The sequence below is a fragment of the Pseudomonas sp. B2021 genome (assembly GCF_018135665.1).
Taxonomy (GTDB): Bacteria; Pseudomonadota; Gammaproteobacteria; order Pseudomonadales; family Pseudomonadaceae; genus Aquipseudomonas; species Aquipseudomonas lactis.
Window position 1 is genome coordinate 3703512 of record NZ_SMOF01000001.1, and the last position, 18168, is coordinate 3721679.

Genomic DNA, 18168 nt, shown 5'->3' on the forward strand with positions numbered 1-18168 from the left:
GCGCTTGCTCGCGAAAAACGCACAGGCGCCGCGCTCATTCAGGCGACCCGCGTTATCGCTGAGGTTTTTCGCGAGCAAGCTCGCTCCTACAGGGGGCAACGGTTAGAAATGGGTGAAGGTCAGGCCCAGCTTGTAGGTGGGGCCGTACTCTTCGTACTGGCCGTTGTAGCTACGGTGGCCGGTGTAGACGAAATACGACTCGTCGGTGAGGTTCTGTGCCTCGAAGCTGACCTGCAGGTTTTTGGTCAGGGAGTAGCGCGCGCTGAAATCAACAAAGGTTTGCGCGTCGACGTGCAGGTCATGGGCCTTGTCATTGATCGACGCCAGCTCGTACAAATAGGCCGATTTGTAATTGGCCGAGAGGCGCAAGCTGAGTGTGTCGTCTTCCCATCCCAGCATCAGGTTACCGACCGTGTCTGACTGGTTGGGCAGGCTGATGTTGCGCTTGCGAGTGCGCCCGCTGGCGCTGTCGAAGCCCTCGATGTCCGCGCTGGAACGGCTGAAGGTGCTGTTGGCACCGATCATCAGGCCGTTCCATGGCGCAGGCAGCCAGTCGAACTTCTGTGAGTAGGCCAGTTCCAGGCCATAGAGTTTGGCGCTGTCGCCGTTGGCAAAGGTGTGCGCCTCGGCGAAGTTGGCCCAGGCACCGGTACCGGCCACGTCGGTGTTGTAGACGAAGTTCTGGATGTCTTTGTAGAACACGAATGCCGACACGGTACCGGCGCGGCCCATGAAATGTTCGATGCCCAGGTCCAGGTTGCTTGATTCGAGCGGCTTGAGGTCCGGGTTGCCGAAGGTGGCTTCGTCATCGTCGATCACAAAACCAGGGGCCAATTGGCCAAAGGTCGGACGCACCACCGATTTGGTCCAGGCGGCGCGTACCTGGGTGTTCTTGTCAATCTGGTAGCGCGCATGCAGGCCCGGTAGCCAGTGGTGATAACGGCGCTTGGTCTCGGTGGCGCTGAACTGGCCGTCCGTGGCGCCGGTGCCCTTGGCTTCGAATTCGGTACCTTCGTAACGCATGCCGGCAATGAAGCGCCAGTCGTCGATAACAACGGTGTTCATCAGGTAGCCGGCGTTGATGTCTTCGCGAATGGTGAAGTCGTTGACCGTGGATTCGGTGGGGTCATAGAAGTCATCGCGATTGAGGCCGCCGATCAGTTGGCGAATATTGCCCGCGCTGATGCCCGGGCCAAAGCGGCCGAGACGGTAGTCGACGTTGCCCTTCTGGAACTGCGTAAGGTTGAGTTGTTCATCGCTCAAGCCCTGTTCATCCAGGTCCTTGTAGACCCAGGCCTCCAGGTCATTGTCCTTGTGGCGCCGGCTGACCTTGCCGCCGAACTTGAACTGGGATGCGTAACCGCTAAGGTCGTAGTCGCGGGCCAGATCCAGGCGCAGGTTCTTCTCGGTGTCCTGGGTGTGCTGTTTTTCCCAGTCGACTTTATCGAGGCTGAAATTGGCGGGGTCGTAGAAACCACTGCCGATGATCGGGCGCGGCTTGGTCTTGTCGTAAAAGCCGCTGTCGGCAAAGTCACCGCCGTCGAAGGTCGCACCGGCAATATGCCCCGGGCTGTCTTCGCTGGAACGGCTGTACCCGGCCTGGCCGCTCAGGGTCCACAGGCCGAGCATGCGTTCACCGCCCAATACGTAGGACTGGATTTGCTGGGTTTCCTCACGGTTCTTGAGCTTACGCTTGCCCTCGACTTCGCCCAATTCGCCGGGCGCTTGCGGGTCAGCGAACTCTAGGCTGGCAGCGTTACGGGTTTCGGTGTCCTTGTAGCGACTGTAGAGCGTGCGCAGGTAGTAGCTGCTCAAGTCATCGGGCGTGTAATCGAAGTTAAGGCCACCACCGGCGCGTTCACGGCTGATGTCGTAGTCGCGCTGCTCGAATTCGTTGAGCCGGGCACCGTTGGTAAAGTCCCAGGCGCCGCCAGTTTCGACGTTGTCCGAGCCAAAATCACGCTTCTGCCAACTGAGCGCCGCGGCCACGCCAAAGTTGTCGATACCGTCGCCGAGGCTGAACCGGTTACTGGCGGCGCCGGAGAATTTCGGGCTGGTCTGGTGTGTGTTCTTGTCGTAGCTGGCCTCAGTGCTGCCGGTGTAGAACAGGCCCTTGTGATCGAACGCCGACAGGCTCTTCACATCAACAGTGCCGCCCAGGGAGTTGGCGTCCATGTCCGGTGTGAGCGTCTTGATCACCGACAACGACTGCACCAATTCCGAAGGCAGAACATCAAGGGCCACGGCACGGCGCTCGCTCTCAGGCGAGGGCACCAGGGTGCCGTTGATGGTCACACTGTTGAGGTCCGGACCCAGGCCGCGCACGCTCACAAAGCGACCTTCGCCCTGGTCACGTTCAACACTGATGCCCGGCAAGCGCTGCACCGCCTCGGCAACGTTCTCATCCGGCAACTGCGCGACGCCGTCAGCATGCACCACGCTCTTGATGCTATCGGAAGAGCGCTGCTCCTTGAGGGCGCTGTCGATTGCAGCGGCTTGGCCGACCACATCGACATGCTCGGTGGTGGCCGCTTCGGCGGCATTGACCCGCTCGCAGGCTATCGCCAGGGCCAAGGCGGTAAGCGTAAAGCTGACGAGCCCGGTGCGCTTGTACATGAAACCCTCCCCAAGAATCCGTTGGCGCCAGGCAAGAGGCCCGGCAACTGGGAGGGCAAGCTAGGGATGGGGCGTGACGGTTCTGTGACAGGGTTGCGGGCAGAGCCTGTCAAAGCGGGGTTTACAAGCTTGTGGAGGGCTCAAATGAGCTGAAATGACCTCGGTCAGAGGTGGGAGCTGGCTTGCCTGCGAAGGCGGTCGACGGTAACTACGATGCGAAGCGAGCCGCTCTTGATCTTGATCTGCTTTTGATCTCAGGCGCCCCGTTAAACCACGCTGGCCGGAATTCGACAGGGATTTGGGGGGTAAACCGGCAGGGATGCCGGTTTAGCCGCCCAAATCACTGGCGGATTACGGGCACACCGAGCCTAAGCGAGGTGCCGAGTGGTGGGGCGAGGACCTTTTGGTTACTTTTGGGTCCTTCCAAAAGTGACCCGCCGTCAGGGCGGAACCCTAAGTAGCCGTTACCGCAGCAATGGATGTGCACACAATACAACTGTGTTGACTGCCAGGCCGCCTTCGCGAGCAAGCCCGCTCACACAGTTGGATGGTGGGGGGTCAGGTGGATAGGTGTCGGCTGAGAGGCCGTCATCGCAGGCAAGCCAGCTCCCACAGTTTGATTGCGGGGTGTCAGGTAGATATGGGGCGGCTGTGAGGACGTCATCGCAGGCAAGCCAGCTCCCACATGGGGTCCATGTTCAGCATGAAAAATGCACCGAGGGCATGAGCTGATTCGACCCTCCCACCCCGTCATCCAACCGTCACATCAATCTGCTGTGCTGGCGCCCATCGCTTATTTGCCCAAGGACCCGTGGCCATGTTTTCCGTGCTCAAACCCCACCGCTGGAAACTCGCGTTGCTACTGATCGCCGCCAACCTCGGACTGATCCTGCACCTGGCCTGCGGCGAGCTCAAAAGCGTCAGCGAATGGGTGTGGCTGGATATCATCGGCGAAGGCGGTTCGGCGCTGCTCGCGCTGATCTGGCTGGGCCTGGTGTTGAAAAGCCGCCCCGCCGGACGGGTCACCCAATACCTGGCGCTGGGGCTGTCGTGCATCTTTTTTTCCTGGTGGATCGACAGCCTCGACGAATTCATCCGCCTGCCTGACAGCATCTCCTGGGATCACTGGCTGGAGTCAGGGCCAATGCCGGTGGGCATGATCCTGCTGACGATCGGTATCTACCACTGGCACCACGAACAACTGGCGATCAGCGCACAGATGGAAAAACGCGAGCGGTTGTTTCGCGAGCATCGGCTATTCGACAAACTCACCCCCCTGGCCGGTGCCGACTACCTCAAGCGCCAACTCGCCGACAGCCTGCGCGACAGCCAAGAGCAGCAACAACCGCTGTCGCTGCTGGCCCTGGACCTGGACAACTTCGCCGCCATCAACCAGGCCTACGGGCATGCCGAGGGTGATGCGGTGCTACAGGCGGTCAGCCATGTGCTGTTGCTCAACCTGCGCCGCCAGGACCTGTTGTGCCGCCTGGCAGGCGATCGTTTTGTGGTGCTGCTGCCCAACACCGGCGAGCGCCAGGCCCAGGGTCTGGCACTGGAGTTGCAACACGCGGTGCAGAGCCTCGCCCACAAGACCCGGCAACAGGGCGAACGCCTGCAACTGGCGGCGACCACGGCGGTGGTGATGGCCTTGCAAGAGTCACCCCACGAGTTGCTAAAGCGGCTGAATATGGGCCTGGCCCGCGCCAAACACCCTCTTGCGAAAAGCGCCTGAAATGGCTGTGAAAACCAGTTGGTATGAAAACGACAGCCGCTTCATCCCCGGTCATTATCAACCCGCCACGTTGATCGACCTGGGCTTGTCCCGGGACATCGACAGCCATCGTTTGCTGCGCGGCACCGGCCTGTTCCACGAAGACATCCTGGCCGGCAACGCGCGGTTGAGCCCGCAGCAGTTCTTGGGCTTGATCGGCAACAGCCGCAAACTGCTGGATGCCGATGACAGCAGTTTCCTGTTTGGCCAACGCCTGCTGCCCGGCTACTACGGCGCCGCCAGTCATGCGCTGGGGCATGCACACAACCTTCATCAGGCGCTGGAGATCCTGATCCAGCAACAAGTGCTGCTCAGCCCGCTGGCCACGCTGCAAGTGGAGCTGGATGAGCACCACGCTTACCTGTATTGGTTGGACAGTTGCGGCGCCGGCGAACACTGGCGCTTTCTGCTCGAAGCCAGCATGACCTCGCTGGTTGCCATGAGCCAATGGCTCAGCGGCCAGCGCTTGCCGTGGGTGTGCAGTTTCAGCCATGCCGAACCCCGGTACGTCGAGCAATACTGGGTGCATCTGGGCGAACACACACGCTTCGAACGTCCGCTGGACATGATGTGCCTCCCCCGTGAATACCTCACCCACAACTGGCCCGGTGCTTCGGCCACCGCGGGCCAGGTCGCACGCCAGCAAGCCCTTGAACAAATCGAGCAACTGGGCTTTGCCACAAGCTTTCTGGACTGCCTCTACGGCTACCTGCGCGAACACGTGCGCCAGCCACCGAGCCTGGAACAAGCCGCGCACACCTTCGACATGAGCCCGGCCACGCTAAAGCGCAAGTTGCAACGGCACGACACGGGTTTTCAGCAACAGGTCGACCGGGTGCGCAAGCACGTGGCGTTGCACCTGTACCAGGCCAAGGGGCTGAGTAACGAGGAAGTGGCCGCGTACCTGAACTTCAACGATGCGGCGAATTTTCGGCGCTCGTTCAAGCGGTGGACGGGCAGTACGCCCAACCTGATCCGCCAACTGTTCAGCAGCCGCTAGCCAGGCGTTCGCGCAGGAACTCCACCAGCGCTTGCACCGGGCGTGAACTCTGGCGGTGCTGCGGGTACACCGCCGACAGGGTCAAGGCCTCTGGGGCGAAGTCTTCCAATACCTTGACCAAGCGACCGTCCTTCAAGGCCTCGCTGACAATGAACGTCGGTAGATAGGTAACGCCCAGACCGGCAATCGCGGTATCGCGCAGCAGGTCACCGTTATTGACGCGCATGCGTCCGCTGACGCTCAAGGCTTGCAACTTGCCTTTGAAGCGCCATTGCACCTGGCGGCCGTGGCCGTAGGGCAGGCAGTCGTGCGTGGTTAAATCCTCGGGTTTCAATGGCGTACCCCGTAGCGCCAGATAGTCGGGGCTGGCGCAATACACCCGCTCGATAGCGGCGATCCGCCGGGCGATCAGGGTGGAGTCTTCCAGGGTGCCGATGCGCAGCACCAGGTCGTAGCCTTCGCCGATCAAGTCCACCGGCCTGTCGCTCAGGTCGACTTCAACGCAGACCTGTGGATGCTGACGCAAAAACAACGGCAGCAGGCAACCCAGGTGCGCCATGGCGAACGACAAGGGCGCACTGAGGCGAATGGTGCCGCGCGGCTCGCTGTTCTGGCCGGCGATGCCCTGCTCCACCTGCTCCACCTCACCGAGCAGGCGCAAGGCCGACTCGTAGTAACTCTGGCCCAGCGGCGTGACGTCCAGGCGCCGTGTGGAGCGGTTGAGCAGGCGCACGCCCAGGCGGTCTTCCAGTTGGATCAGGCGGCGGCTGACGAATTGCTTGGACAAGCCCAATTGCTCGGCGGCGGCGGTAAAACTGCCGGACTCCATGACCTGGCAGAACAGGCGCATGTCTTCGAAAGGGTTCATTGTCGCTTCTCAGGGGACGATGGGCTGTTTTATAGCCTGTCAGTGATCACACCACAAACCAAATGTGAACCCAATCAAATGTGGGAGCTGGCTTGCCTGCGATGGCGGTGTATCAGCCAGCAATGCTGTTGACTGGTATACCGCCATCGCAGGCAAGCCAGCTCCCACAGGGTCTTGCGGTGTTTTACAGAGCAGGTTACTTGGCAGCGAACGCCGAGTAGCTGTTCATCAGGTTGCGGTAGTTGGGAATGCGCGGCGAGAGCAGGTTGGCCAGGCCTTCCATGTCGTTGCGCCAGTCCACTTGCAGCTCGCAGGCCACGGAGAACCAGTTGACCAGTTGCGCACCGGCGGCGGTCATGCGTGCCCAGGCGGCTTGTTGCACGGTTTCGTTGAAGGTGCCAGAAGCGTCGGTGACCACGAAAACCTCAAAGCCTTCGTCAAGGGCACACAGGGTCGGGAATGCCACGCACACATCGGTCACTACACCGGCAATGATGATCTGCTTGCGGCCGGTCGCCTTGACGGCCTTGACGAAGTCTTCGTTGTCCCATGCGTTGATCTGGCCAGGGCGCGGGATGTATGGCGCGTCGGGGAACAGTTCTTTGAGCTCAGGCACCAGCGGGCCGTTGGGGCCGCTTTCAAAGCTGGTGGTCAGGATGGTCGGCAGGTTGAAGAACTTCGCCACGTCGGCCAGGGCCAGCACGTTGTTCTTGAACTCGTTGGGGGAGAAATCCTGCACCAGGGAGATCAGGCCGGTCTGGTGATCAACCAACAGCACAACAGCATCATCTTTGTTCAAGCGCTTGTAAGTCATGGGTAACTCCTTTGGGGATGGGGGTGTTCTTCAAAAGGCAAAGCAGGAGCAGCCGAACGCACCCCAGAAACCCTGGAAGTCGCTGACCGGCACGCTGGAAAGGCGCGCTTTTTCATGGCTGTGGGCATGCACGCCGCAAGGTCCGCTGCACTGGTGAACCTGGGCCTGCATCGGCGACGTCGGGCGCCAGTGCCCTGGCACCTTGACCACTGGCGACCAGTCGGGCAGCACCGGTACCCGTGGCGGTGCGAAATCTTCGAAGTCGCCAGCGCCGTACACGACCTTGCCGCCGACCACTGTCAGTACCGACTCGATCCACTTGATGGCTTCTTCTTCGACACTGAAAAAGTCCGCCGACAACGCGGCGACATCCGCCAGTTGACCGACCTTGATCTGGCCTTTCTTGCCCTGCTCGGACGAGAACCAGGCACTGCCGTGGGTGAACAGTTCCAACGCGGTAAGGCGCGGCAAGCCCTCGGCGTGCAACTCCAGGCCACCGACGGTGCGGCCGCTGACCATCCAGTACAGCGAGGTCCAAGGGTTGTAGCTCGACACGCGGGTGGCATCGGTGCCCGCCCCTACCGGCACGCCTTCGGCCAGCATGCGCTTGATCGGCGGCGTGGCTTCGGCAGCCTTGGCGCCGTAGCGCTCGACAAAGTATTCGCCCTGGAACGCCATGCGATCCTGGATCGCAATACCGCCACCGAGGGCACGCACGCGTTCGATGTTTTTCGGCGTGATGGTTTCGGCGTGGTCGAAGAACCACGGCAAGCCATTGAACGGGATGTCGCGGTTGACCTTCTCGAACACGTCGAGCATGCGCGAGATGGACTCGTCGTAAGTGGCGTGCAGACGGAACGGCCAGCGCTGTTCCACCAGGTGGCGCACCACCGGTTCCAGCTCCTGCTCCATGGTCAGCGGCAGGTCCGGGCGGGGTTCGAGGAAGTCTTCGAAATCCGCGGCCGAGAACACCAGCATCTCGCCGGCCCCGTTATGGCGCAGGTAGTCATCGCCCTGGTGCAGGGTGACGCTGCCGGTCCAGTTCTTGAAGTCGCTGAGCTCTTCCTTGGGCTTCTGGGTGAACAGGTTGTAGGCGATGCGCACCGTCAACTGTTGATCCTTGGCCAGTTGCTCGATCACCGCGTAGTCATCGGGGTAGTTCTGGAAGCCGCCGCCGGCATCGATGGCGCTGGTCAGGCCCAGGCGATTGAGTTCACGCATGAACTGGCGGGTGGAGTTGACCTGGTATTCCAGGGGCAGTTTCGGGCCCTTGGCCAAGGTCGAATACAAAATCATCGCGTTGGGTCGCGCCACCAGCATGCCGGTGGGGTTGCCGTTACTGTCGCGCACGATCTCACCGCCCGGCGGGTTCGGCGTGTCCTTGGTGTAGCCCGCCACCCGCAGGGCGGCGCGGTTGAGCAAGGCGCGGTCGTACAGGTGCAGTACGAACACCGGGGTGTCCGGGGCGGCCTGGTTGAGTTCTTCCAGGGTAGGCATGCGCTTTTCAGCGAACTGGAATTCGTTCCAGCCGCCCACCACGCGCACCCATTGCGGCGTGGGCGTGCGGTCGGCCTGGTCCTTGAGCATGCGCAAGGCATCGGCCAGGGACGGCACGCCTTCCCAACGCAGTTCAAGGTTGTAGTTCAACCCGCCACGAATCAGGTGCAAGTGCGAGTCGTTGAGGCCGGGAATCACGGTGCGGCCCTTGAGGTCGATAACCTGGGTGCCGCTGCCGCGCAGGGCCATGGCTTCGCCGTCGGTCCCCACGGCGACAAAGCGCCCTTGGTGGATGGCCACGGCGGTGGCGCGTGGGTTTTCCCGGTCCACGGTGTGGAACTGGCCATTGAACAGAATCAGATCGGCGTTCATAGGGTTTCCTTTACAGAGGCTTCAAGCCAGGGAGCGAACAGGCGGGTGGCCGCCGGCATCAGCAGGTACACCACCAGCAACACGATGGTCAGGGTGACCAGGAAGGTGGAGACCACGTAATTGGACAAAAACGGGTGCAACCGCAGGATCGGCCCCCAGATAAACGGCAGCAGCAAGGTTTGCGGCAGGATCACAAACAGGCTGACCACCGCCTGCTTCCAGCGCGGCGGCTTGGCACCGCCCTCGGCCTGGGGCGCGAACCAGAATTCATTGACCGCGCCGATTTCCGTCTGGTCGCCGTCCGCCAGCATCGGCGCGGCTTCGTCGATCAGCGCCTGGCGTTGCGGGGAGCCGAGCCACAGCTCAAGGGCGCTGGTGGAGCTATAGCGCAGCACGCAAGTGAACAGCGCCATGCCGTTTTGCTGGCTGCGCACCACGTCAACACCCAGGTGCCCAGGGCGTTCGCCCGCGATGCGCACGATGCGGCGCAACCAGGCTTCGTACTCGACTTCAAAGCCGGGTTTGACCCGGTGCTTGACGACCAGGGTGACGACTTCGTCGGGGCTGGTGTTGACGGTTGAATCCATGGCTGAGTGCTTCCCCGGAGTATTGAGCGATGGGGAGAGTCTGGCCGTTGAGCGGTGGGGAGAATTGGATGTATGTGCTGTTTGGCTTGTTGCAGGAGCGAGGGGGACGTCTAGTTCTTGCTCGCGAAGAACCTCAACGATAACGCGGGCTTACTGGTTCAACGTGGCGCCCTCAGGTTTTTCGCGAGCAAGCTCGCTCCTACAATTACCGGCAAAGCTACGTCGCCCGGGCCATGTGTTCCGCAATCCTGCCCCTCAGCCATCGCTCCGCCGGGTCGTTGTCATGCACCCCGCTCCACACCATCGACAGCTCCGCCGCATCAATCGCAAACGGCGGGTCCTCGGCGCGCAGGCATGTGCCTTCGGTCAACGCGCACGCGGCGTAATCGGGCACGGTGGCGATAATCTGCGTCCCCGCTAGCAATGCGCGTAACCCGCTGAATTGCGGCACGGCCAGTACCACGCGACGCGAGCGGCCGATGCGGGCCAGGTCCAGGTCGATATTGCCGCTCAGGTCGCCGGAGAACGACACCATTGCGTGGGGCCTGGCGCAGTAATCATCCAGGGTCAGCGGCGCCTCGCCGTCATCGCCGCGCAGGACCTTGCAGGGGATATCCCGCAGCTTCTTGCGCTTGGCATTGGCCGGCAGGTCGGTGGTGTAGCTGACCCCCACGGAAATTTCACCGCTGGCCAGCAGCGAAGGCATCAACAGGTAATTGGCGCGGCGCACCACCACGATGATGCCCGGCGCTTCTTCGCGCAGGCGGCTGAGTAACGACGGAAACAGCCCGAACTCCGCATCGTCGGACAGGCCGATACGAAACACTGCGCAGCTGGTGGAGGGGTCGAAATCCTTGGCGCGGCTGACGGCGCCCGAGATGGTGTCCATGGCCGGTTGCAGCTCCTTGAGTATCGCCAGTGCACGCGCCGTGGGTTCCATGGCACGGCCGTTACGCAGCAGCAACGGGTCGTCGAACAAATCGCGCAAACGGCCCAATGCGGCGCTCACTGCCGGTTGGCCGATAAACAGTTTTTCGGCGACTCGGGTCAGGTTTTTCTCGAACATCAAGGCTTCAAAAATCACCAGCAGGTTCATATCGACGCGGCGCAGATCGTTGCGGTTCATGGGCGCTATCCAAACGTTTTCCAGGGGGCCAGGGAAGCATGCACTGCACGCCCGGGATTGCATAGCTGTGCTGTCTTTTCCAGCGCCGCACCTGGCGAAATTAACAACGATTAACTCGTCAGCCAGGCGGTCCGGCAACAAGATTAAGGGCGTCTACACTGCACCCATCCACCGGGAACGTTCCCATCGACTGCGGATATTTGTCATGGCCCGACTCGAGCAATATGCCCCCCGGTTGCCCGCCACCGGTGGCCTGTGCCCCCGGCGTGAGCGCATCGCCAAGCAACTGATCCTCGCCAACCTCGGCGAAAGCCTGGCGATCGCCGACCTGGCCCAGGCCTGCGCCTTGTCGCGCAGCCATTTTTCCCGCGCCTTCAAGTGCACCACCGGGCTGTCGCCCCAGGAATGGATTCGCCAGCAACGCATCCAGCGGGCCAAGGAACTGATTACCGGCTCGTCCCTGAGCCTCACGCAGATCAGCCTCGAATGTGGCTTTTGCGACCAGGCGCACTTCTGCCATATGTTCACCCGCAGCGAAGGCGTCAACCCGATGACCTGGCGAAACCACCACTCGCGCAGCAAACCTGATGTGATCGCTGCCTAGTGGTCTGCGCGTACCTGGAATATGCTGGCCGCTCTCCTCATCCAGAACCTGGGCAGCCATGAATGACTTGAGCGACCAGGCCGTGCATTTCGGCCCCTACCGCATCCACCCGCGCCAGCGCCTGGTGCTGGAGGCCGGTCGCCCGCTGCGCCTGGGGCGGCGGGCGGTGGACATTCTGCTGATCCTGTTGGAGCACGCCGGCAATGTGGTGAGCAAGCAGGAGCTGATCGCACGGGTCTGGCCCAAAAGTGTGGTGGAAGACGGCAACCTGCGGGTGCACATGGCTGCGTTGCGCAAAGCACTGGGGGACGGCCAGGCCGGGCAGCGCTATATCGTCACGGTCGCCCAGCGCGGCTACAGTTTTGTTGCGCCACTGAGCATTGAACCCATGACGCTGCCCACCGACGGCGCGCCCCAACGCCCCAGCCATAACCTGCCCTTGCGCCGCACACGCATGATCGGTCGCCAAGCGCTGATCGACGCTCTGGTGCAACAACTGCCGCAGCAACGCTTCATCACCCTGACCGGCGCCGGTGGCATCGGCAAGACCACCGTCGCCCTGCGCGTCGCGGAATTGCTGATCGGGCATTACCGCGACGGTATTCACCTGCTGGACCTGGCGCCGCTCAGTGCCGCGTCCATGATCCTGCCCAACCTGGCCGCCCTGCTCGGCCTGACACCGGGCGAGAATGCGTCCCTGGCCAGCCTCGCCCGCAGCCTGCAGGCACGCCAGATGCTGCTGGTGATCGACAACTGCGAGCACCTGCTCGACGACATCGCCCTGATCAGTGAAACCCTGCTGCGCCATGCACCGCACCTGCACATCCTCACCACCAGCCGCGAAGCCCTGCGCGCCGAAGGTGAATATGTGCAGCGCCTTGAACCGCTGGCCTGCCCGCCCGCCACCGGCAACCGCGCCCAGGCCCTGGGTTACCCGGCCATGCAATTGCTGATCGAGCGCGCCATGTCCCACCAGGAGAGCTTTGCCCTCAGCGACGCTGAACTGCCCCTGGCGATTGATATCTGCCAGCGCCTGGACGGCATTCCCCTGGCGATCGAACTGGTGGCCGCGCAAATTGAACGGTTTGGCTTGCCGGGCCTGCTGGTGCAGATGGAAGACAACTTTCGCCTGCTGACCCGCGGCCGACGCAGTGCCCTGCCCCGCCAGCAGACCCTGCGCGCCACGCTCGACTGGAGCTTTGACCTGCTCACGGCGTGCGAGCAAATCTGCCTGCGCCGCCTGGCGGTCTTCCGTGGCGGCTTCAGCCTGGTCAGCGCAGCGGCGGTGATCGCCGGGGAGCAAGTGGCCCCCGCCGAAGTGCTGGGCTCCATTACGCAACTGGTGGCCAAGTCGTTGTTGAACGTGGAAGCAAGCGATGACGAGATGGTCTATCGCCTGCTGGACATCACCCGCACCTACGCCCTGGAAAAGCTCAGCCAGGCCTGCGAACTGCATGCCACACGAGAGCGCCACGCTGCACGCTGCCTGGCGCTGATGGAACAGGCCCAGGGCGACTGGGACCTGATCGCCACACAGCCGTGGATCGACCGTTATGCACCGCTGCGCGAAGACGTGCGTGCCGCCCTCGACTGGGGCTTTGCTGACGACGGTGCGCAGCTGCTGGCTATCCGCCTGACGGTCAGCGCGATGCCACTGTGGCAAGAGTTGTCGTTGCTGCGTGAGCACGGCGGCTATGTGGACCAGGCGCTGGCGCTGATTGGCCAGGTTACCACGCCCTGCGCGCAATTGACCCTGCAGCTGCAATTGGCCCTGGGCAGCCTCTCCTACCACGCCATGGGCGCCGCACCTCGGACCATTGCGGCATTCGAGGGTGCCGCACGCCTGGCCGAGACAACCCAGGACCTTGGCGGCCAGTTGCGTGCGGTCTCCGGGTTGATGGCGGTGAACCTGTGTGCCGGGCGCTACGGCCCAGCGCAGGAGCTGAGCGTGCAGTTCGAACGGCTCGACCCACACACCGAGCCGTTGCTGGGCCTTAGCGCGCAGCGGCTGCGTGCGCTGGGCCAGCATTACACCGGCAACCAGCCGCTCGCCCGGCACCACGCCGAGCAGGTGTTGCAGCGCATGTCCCAAAGCGGTCACGTGAACCGCTTTGCCCTCGGGGTTGGCGTGCAATACGACCAGGGTGTCGCCTCCTTGACCGTGCTGGCGCGGATCCTGTGGTTGCAGGGCTTTCCCGAGCGCGCCTGGCGCACCGCCAGCCAGGCACTGGAGTTGGCCCTGCAGATCAACCACGGCACCTCGATCTGCTACACCCTGGCCCTGGCTGGGGTGGTGATCGCCCGCTACAACGGCGCCGAAGACGACGCCCAAGCCCTGCAACGGCTGCTGCTGGAGCAATCGCACAAGCATTCGGTGCAGTTGTTCCAGACCTGGGCCGGGCATTACGCCGGTATTCTTGGCCACCCGGATTGGCAAGGCCTGGGCCTGATCCAAGACACCTTGATCACCTTCGGCACCCATGCGGTGGATGTGCCAACCCTGGAACGCGCGCGCAGTGGCGCGGCGGGCTGGTGCGCCCCGGAGATTCTGCGGGTGTACGCCTTGCAGCTAGAGGATGAGCACGCCGTCGAAGCACTGCTACTGGAGGCGCTGGGCCTGGCGCACCAGCAAGGTGCCCTGGCCTGGGAGCTGCGCTGCGGCGAATCCCTGGCGCAATTATGGCAACAGCAGGGGCGCATTCAGCTCGCCAGGGACTTGCTCGGTTCAATCCATGCACGCTTCAGCGAAGGCTTCGCTACCCAGGATCTACTGCGCGTGCGCTGCCTGCTCGACGAGTTGCAGGACAAACGGCCGGCCTGAGAACGCCCCCAGGCAAGGCGCGTAGCCTTGCTGCAAACGCTCGACCTGGCGCGGGTCGCGCAGTTGCCCCAGGGCGTAGCTGCGCACGCAGTTGAGCAGGCGATAGCGCGGCTGGCCCAGGCCGGGCTCGACGCTCAGCAGCGAGACGTTGACCAGGCGTGCCAGCAGGTAAGACAGGTCGGCATGTTCAAGCTCCGTACCGGCCACCATGTCACTCAGGCCAGGTAAGGTGACCGCCATCTTGAACAGGCTCAATTGCAGAAACAGCCAGCACTCCGGCAGGCTCAGGCGCTCGTAGCTCCAATCCAGGGCCGCGGTCAGTGATCGGTGACGTTCCACCGCCGTGCGCCGCCCCCGGGCCAGCACTTGCAAACCCGTGCGTACTTGCATCTGCACACCGCCGATGCCCAACGCATCCACCTGGGCGGCCGCCAATTCCAGAGCCAACGGCAGGCCGTCCAGGCGCCGACACAGGTCGCGCAGCGGCGCCAAATCCTGGGGCCGCAAATCAAACCCCTGCTGATTGGCACGCGCGCGCGCCACGAACAGTTGCACCGCAGGACAGGCCATCGCCTGTTCGACATTGGCCGACGGCGACGGCACCGCCAGCCGAGGCACGCGCACCACCCACTCGCCAGGGGCCAGCAAGGCTTCGCGGCTGGTGATCAGCACACTGACGCCAGGCGCCGTCTCGCCCAGCGCACGCAGTAGCTGTCGGCACGCGCCCAGCAGCAGGTCGGCGCCGTCGAGTATCAGCAGTAACTGACGCGAAGCCAGACGCCGGCCCAGTTCGTTGAAACTGTCGGGCGTCGAATGCAGCTGCAACCCCCTGGCCAGGCTACCGAGCAATTCGCTCGGCGCTTGCACAACGGCCATGTCGAGCCACCATACGCCGTCGCGATAACGCGGCAATGCCCGCTCGGCCAGGGCCAGTGCCAGTGTGCTCTTGCCAATGCCGGCCACGCCGGTGAGGGTCAACAAGCGCTGCGCGGCCAAACGCCGCGCCAGCACGCCCACCAGTTCATCGCGCCCCCACACCGGGCTCAGCCGCGCAGCCAAGTTGTGCTGAGGCAGCAGCGTCGGCAGCGCATCTTGCGCCGGTGCGGCGAAGCAGTAACCGCGCTGGGGGTGATTGAGGATCCAGCGTTGGCCGTCCAGGGCGCGACGCAATGCGGCAATGTGCACGCGCAGGTTGCTCTCTTCGACGACGCTGTTGGGCCACACCCGCTCGATCAAGGTCGCCTTGCTGATGAAATGCCCGGGCGCTTCGAGCAGTACCGCAAGAATATCCAAGGCTCGCCCGCCCAGCGGTACCGGCCATCCGGCCTTGCTGACCAGGCGCTGCTGCCGATGAAAGGTGTAGGGGCCAAAGCTCACCGCCGTAGCATTTTGCATGTCCGTCACAGCGCTGAAACACCCGTGCTTGAGTGCCTGCGCATCCTTTTTCCATGGGCTCGACGCTATCTTGCCAGTTGGCGATGACAGGACAATGCTGGCACGGGGAGCGATACGGACAATCGGGTGCCTGAGACGGACATGCTGTCGTTAACTGAACTGTTGTCGGTATTGGGTAGGGTTCAGCCCGAGCTTTTCGCTGAACAGAAAACGCATATGCCGCACGCTGCCAAAGCCGGCGTGGAAGGCCACGGTCTTGAGCGGCAGGTCGGTGGTTTCCAGCAGGTGCCGGGCCCGGTCGATGCGCGCGCCTTGCAGGAACGCCATGGGCGTCATCTGCACGTCCTTGGCGAACAGCCGCGCAAAGTGGCGCGCGCTCATGCCGGCCAGCTCGGCCATGGACTCGATGGTAAAGGGTTGATCCAGATGCGCCAGCACGTGGTTCTGCACGCGGGTGATCGGAGTTTCCTGAGGCGCCACGGCGGCAGTCATCGGGCTGAACTGGGCCTGGCCGCCCTGGCGTTTCATCACCACCAGCAGCACCTTGGCCACGTCCACCGCCACTTGCTTGCCGTGGTCCTGGGCGACGACCGACAGGGCCAGGTCGATACCCGCAGTGACGCCGCCAGAGGTGATCAGGCGCCCGTCCTGCAAATAGATGCGGTCGGTCTCGACAATGGCGTTGGGAAACGCCTTGATCAACCGCTCGGTGTAGTGCCAATGGGTGGTCACGCGGTGCCCGTCGAGCAAGCCTGCGTGGCCGAGCACAAAAGCGCCGGTGCAGATCGAGCCAAAACGCCGAGCCCGTGGCGCCGCGACTCTCAGCCAGGGCAACAGCGCGGGGTGGCATTCGTTATAGGCGCCGGGGCCGCCGGGCACCAGCAGCAGGTCATAGGCCGCCTGGGCCTGTTCCAACAGCAGATCGGTCTGCACGCTCACGCCGTTGGACGCCCGCAACGGGCCGGGCTCGGTGCCGATGGTCAGGATCTGGTAGTGATCGGCCGCCGGCAAGTAGCGGTTAGCAATCGAAAACACTTCCAGCGGCCCGGCCATGTCGAGCAGCAGGAAGTCCGGGAACAGCGCCATGGCCACGGTTTTCATAAGCGGGGAATGTCCATCGAGAAGGAGTGCGGCGGGCATTATGGCACGACTTTAACTGTCAACCTGAGAGCGACAGTTATTCTATTTTCATCTTCTTAATCAATCACTCGCTAACCATTAACCTTCTTCTCAACGCAAGCGCCCTGCATCTCGCAGCCCGCGCTCACTTGAGGACTGGACCATGCTGACCCTTCGCAAAGCTTCCGAACGCGGCGCCGCCAATCACGGTTGGTTGAAGTCGTTCCACACCTTCTCTTTTGCCAACTACTGGAACCCCAAGGAGCAGGGTTTTTCCGACCTGCTGGTGATCAACGATGACCGCGTCGCCGCAGGCAAAGGCTTCGGCCAGCACCCGCACCGCGACATGGAAATTTTCTCCTACGTGCTCGAAGGCGCGCTGGAGCACAAGGACACCCTGGGCACCGGCTCAGTGATCCGCCCCGGCGATGTGCAACTGATGAGCGCCGGCAGCGGCGTGGCCCACAGCGAGTTCAACCATAGCCAGCGGCATGGCGTGCACTTCCTGCAAATCTGGATCGTGCCCAACGAAGCCGGCGCCAAACCGCGCTATCAGCAAGAGCATTTCACTGAAGCGCAAAAACGTGGGCGCTTGCAGTTGATCATCTCGCCGGAGGGCGCCAACGGTTCGCTGAGAGTGCGCCAGGACGCACGGGTGTACGCCGGCCTGTTTGACGCTGACGAAAGTACCCGCCTGGAACTGGCGCCGGATCGCTACGCCTACGTCCATGTGGCGCGCGGCAGCGTGGAACTCAACGGCCAGCGCTTACAGGAGGGCGACGGTGTACGCGTACGGGACGAACGCCAGATCCGCCTGAGCCATGGCGAAGACGCCGAAGTGCTGGTGTTTGACCTGCGCCCCAACGAACTGCCGCAAATGCCATGACGGCCGCAGTGATGGTCCCGCCAGCAGGACCATCGTTGGCATCGATAGTCACCATCAGCGCAATGAAGTTCTCTTAAAAAATGCAACGCGTAACATCAAACCCATGCCAAACGGCACCCAACTAAAACACTCGGAGCACACCATCATGAAACGCCAACTCTTGCTTAGCCTCGCTTTCTCGGTACTCGCTGCAAACGCTTTTGCCCACCCGGTTGTCGCTGAAGGCGGCGCGGATCGCCTGATAGAAACCCGCGTTGCCGAAGGTGGCGCGGATCGCCTGCAAGAACGCGGTCTGGCTGAAGGCGGTGCGGATCGCCTGCAAGAACGTGGCCTGGCTGAAGGCGGTGCGGATCGCCTGCAAGAACGTGGCCTGGCTGAAGGCGGTGCGGATCGCCTGCAAGAACGTGGCCTGGCTGAAGGCGGTGCGGATCGCCTGCAAGAACGTGGCCTGGCTGAAGGCGGTGCGGATCGCCTGCAAGAACGTGGCCTGGCTGAAGGCGGTGCGGAGCGCTTGCTGAGCACCCACGTATAACCCCGCACTGTTGGCGGGACACCCCAAACCGGCCTGATCAGCCGGTTTTTTTTCGTCTTCAATTTCTATCACACTGCCCCCCCGTAACCACGATGCGAAGCGAGCCGCTCTTGATCTTGATCTGCTTTTGATCTCAGGCGCCCCGTTAAACCACGCTGGC

General features: G+C 62.8%; 14 protein-coding genes. 6 read left to right on the forward strand and 8 right to left on the reverse strand.

Translation table 11 applies throughout. The annotated features are described in order from the left end of the window. Positions 1-102: 102 nt before the first annotated feature. The gene (locus E1K68_RS16365) at positions 103-2616 is read right to left on the reverse strand and encodes a TonB-dependent receptor (RefSeq protein WP_003191900.1); all 2514 of its coding nucleotides are present in this window, start codon (positions 2614-2616) and stop codon (positions 103-105) included. Between the two features lie 817 nt (positions 2617-3433). On the opposite strand from E1K68_RS16365, the gene E1K68_RS16370 reads away from it, so the two are divergent. Both E1K68_RS16370 and E1K68_RS16375 read left to right on the forward strand, forming a co-directional pair. Further along, positions 3434-4348, forward strand: a complete 915-nt coding sequence (locus tag E1K68_RS16370; RefSeq protein ID WP_137204475.1) for a GGDEF domain-containing protein — start codon at positions 3434-3436, stop codon at positions 4346-4348. 1 nt (position 4349) lies between these two features. Then, positions 4350-5387, forward strand: a complete 1038-nt coding sequence (locus E1K68_RS16375) for an AraC family transcriptional regulator (protein WP_212614409.1) — start codon at positions 4350-4352, stop codon at positions 5385-5387. On the opposite strand, the gene E1K68_RS16380 is transcribed toward E1K68_RS16375, so the two are convergent. From E1K68_RS16380 to E1K68_RS16400, 5 genes are all read right to left on the reverse strand, one after another. Next, a complete protein-coding gene (locus E1K68_RS16380; protein ID WP_003191903.1) occupies positions 5374-6255 on the reverse strand; it encodes a LysR family transcriptional regulator in 882 nt (293 codons plus the stop codon). The two genes, E1K68_RS16375 and E1K68_RS16380, sit on opposite strands and share 14 nt — an antisense overlap. Before the next feature lie 196 nt (positions 6256-6451). Then, positions 6452-7069 (reverse strand): isochorismate family cysteine hydrolase YcaC, encoded by a 618-nt coding sequence (gene ycaC, locus E1K68_RS16385; protein ID WP_003191905.1) that lies wholly within the window; start codon positions 7067-7069, stop codon positions 6452-6454. A 30-nt stretch (positions 7070-7099) separates the two neighbouring features. Next, a complete protein-coding gene (locus tag E1K68_RS16390; RefSeq protein WP_034134486.1) occupies positions 7100-8938 on the reverse strand; it encodes an amidohydrolase in 1839 nt (612 codons plus the stop codon). Continuing rightward, positions 8935-9525 (reverse strand): antibiotic biosynthesis monooxygenase, encoded by a 591-nt coding sequence (locus E1K68_RS16395; RefSeq protein WP_057710401.1) that lies wholly within the window; start codon positions 9523-9525, stop codon positions 8935-8937. The genes E1K68_RS16390 and E1K68_RS16395 overlap by 4 nt, the downstream gene beginning before the upstream one ends. A 217-nt stretch (positions 9526-9742) precedes the next feature. Next, positions 9743-10651, reverse strand: coding sequence for a LysR family transcriptional regulator (locus E1K68_RS16400; RefSeq protein WP_047711088.1), 909 nt, complete (start codon positions 10649-10651; stop codon positions 9743-9745). A 205-nt stretch (positions 10652-10856) separates the two neighbouring features. Between E1K68_RS16400 and E1K68_RS16405 the strand changes: the two genes are divergently transcribed. Together E1K68_RS16405 and E1K68_RS16410 are read left to right on the forward strand one after the other, a co-directional pair. Continuing rightward, a complete protein-coding gene (locus tag E1K68_RS16405) occupies positions 10857-11255 on the forward strand; it encodes an AraC family transcriptional regulator (protein WP_003191911.1) in 399 nt (132 codons plus the stop codon). Between the two features lie 58 nt (positions 11256-11313). Next, on the forward strand, positions 11314-14076 hold the full coding sequence (locus E1K68_RS16410) for a winged helix-turn-helix domain-containing protein (RefSeq protein WP_212614410.1): 2763 nt from the start codon (positions 11314-11316) through the stop codon (positions 14074-14076). On the opposite strand, the gene E1K68_RS16415 is transcribed toward E1K68_RS16410, so the two are convergent. Both E1K68_RS16415 and E1K68_RS16420 read right to left on the reverse strand, forming a co-directional pair. Then, a complete protein-coding gene (locus E1K68_RS16415; protein ID WP_050547346.1) occupies positions 14023-15471 on the reverse strand; it encodes a winged helix-turn-helix domain-containing protein in 1449 nt (482 codons plus the stop codon). The two genes, E1K68_RS16410 and E1K68_RS16415, sit on opposite strands and share 54 nt — an antisense overlap. A gap of 150 nt (positions 15472-15621) precedes the next feature. After that, complete coding sequence (locus tag E1K68_RS16420) at positions 15622-16572, reverse strand: GlxA family transcriptional regulator (RefSeq protein WP_003191916.1); 951 nt, start codon at positions 16570-16572, stop codon at positions 15622-15624. Between the two features lie 181 nt (positions 16573-16753). Between E1K68_RS16420 and E1K68_RS16425 the strand changes: the two genes are divergently transcribed. Further along, entirely contained in the window at positions 16754-17476 is a 723-nt protein-coding gene (locus E1K68_RS16425; protein WP_003191918.1) for a pirin family protein, read from the forward strand. Positions 17477-17621: 145 nt separating this feature from the next. Beyond that, complete coding sequence (locus tag E1K68_RS28085) at positions 17622-18008, forward strand: hypothetical protein (protein WP_078467263.1); 387 nt, start codon at positions 17622-17624, stop codon at positions 18006-18008. The last annotated feature ends 160 nt before the right edge of the window (positions 18009-18168 follow it).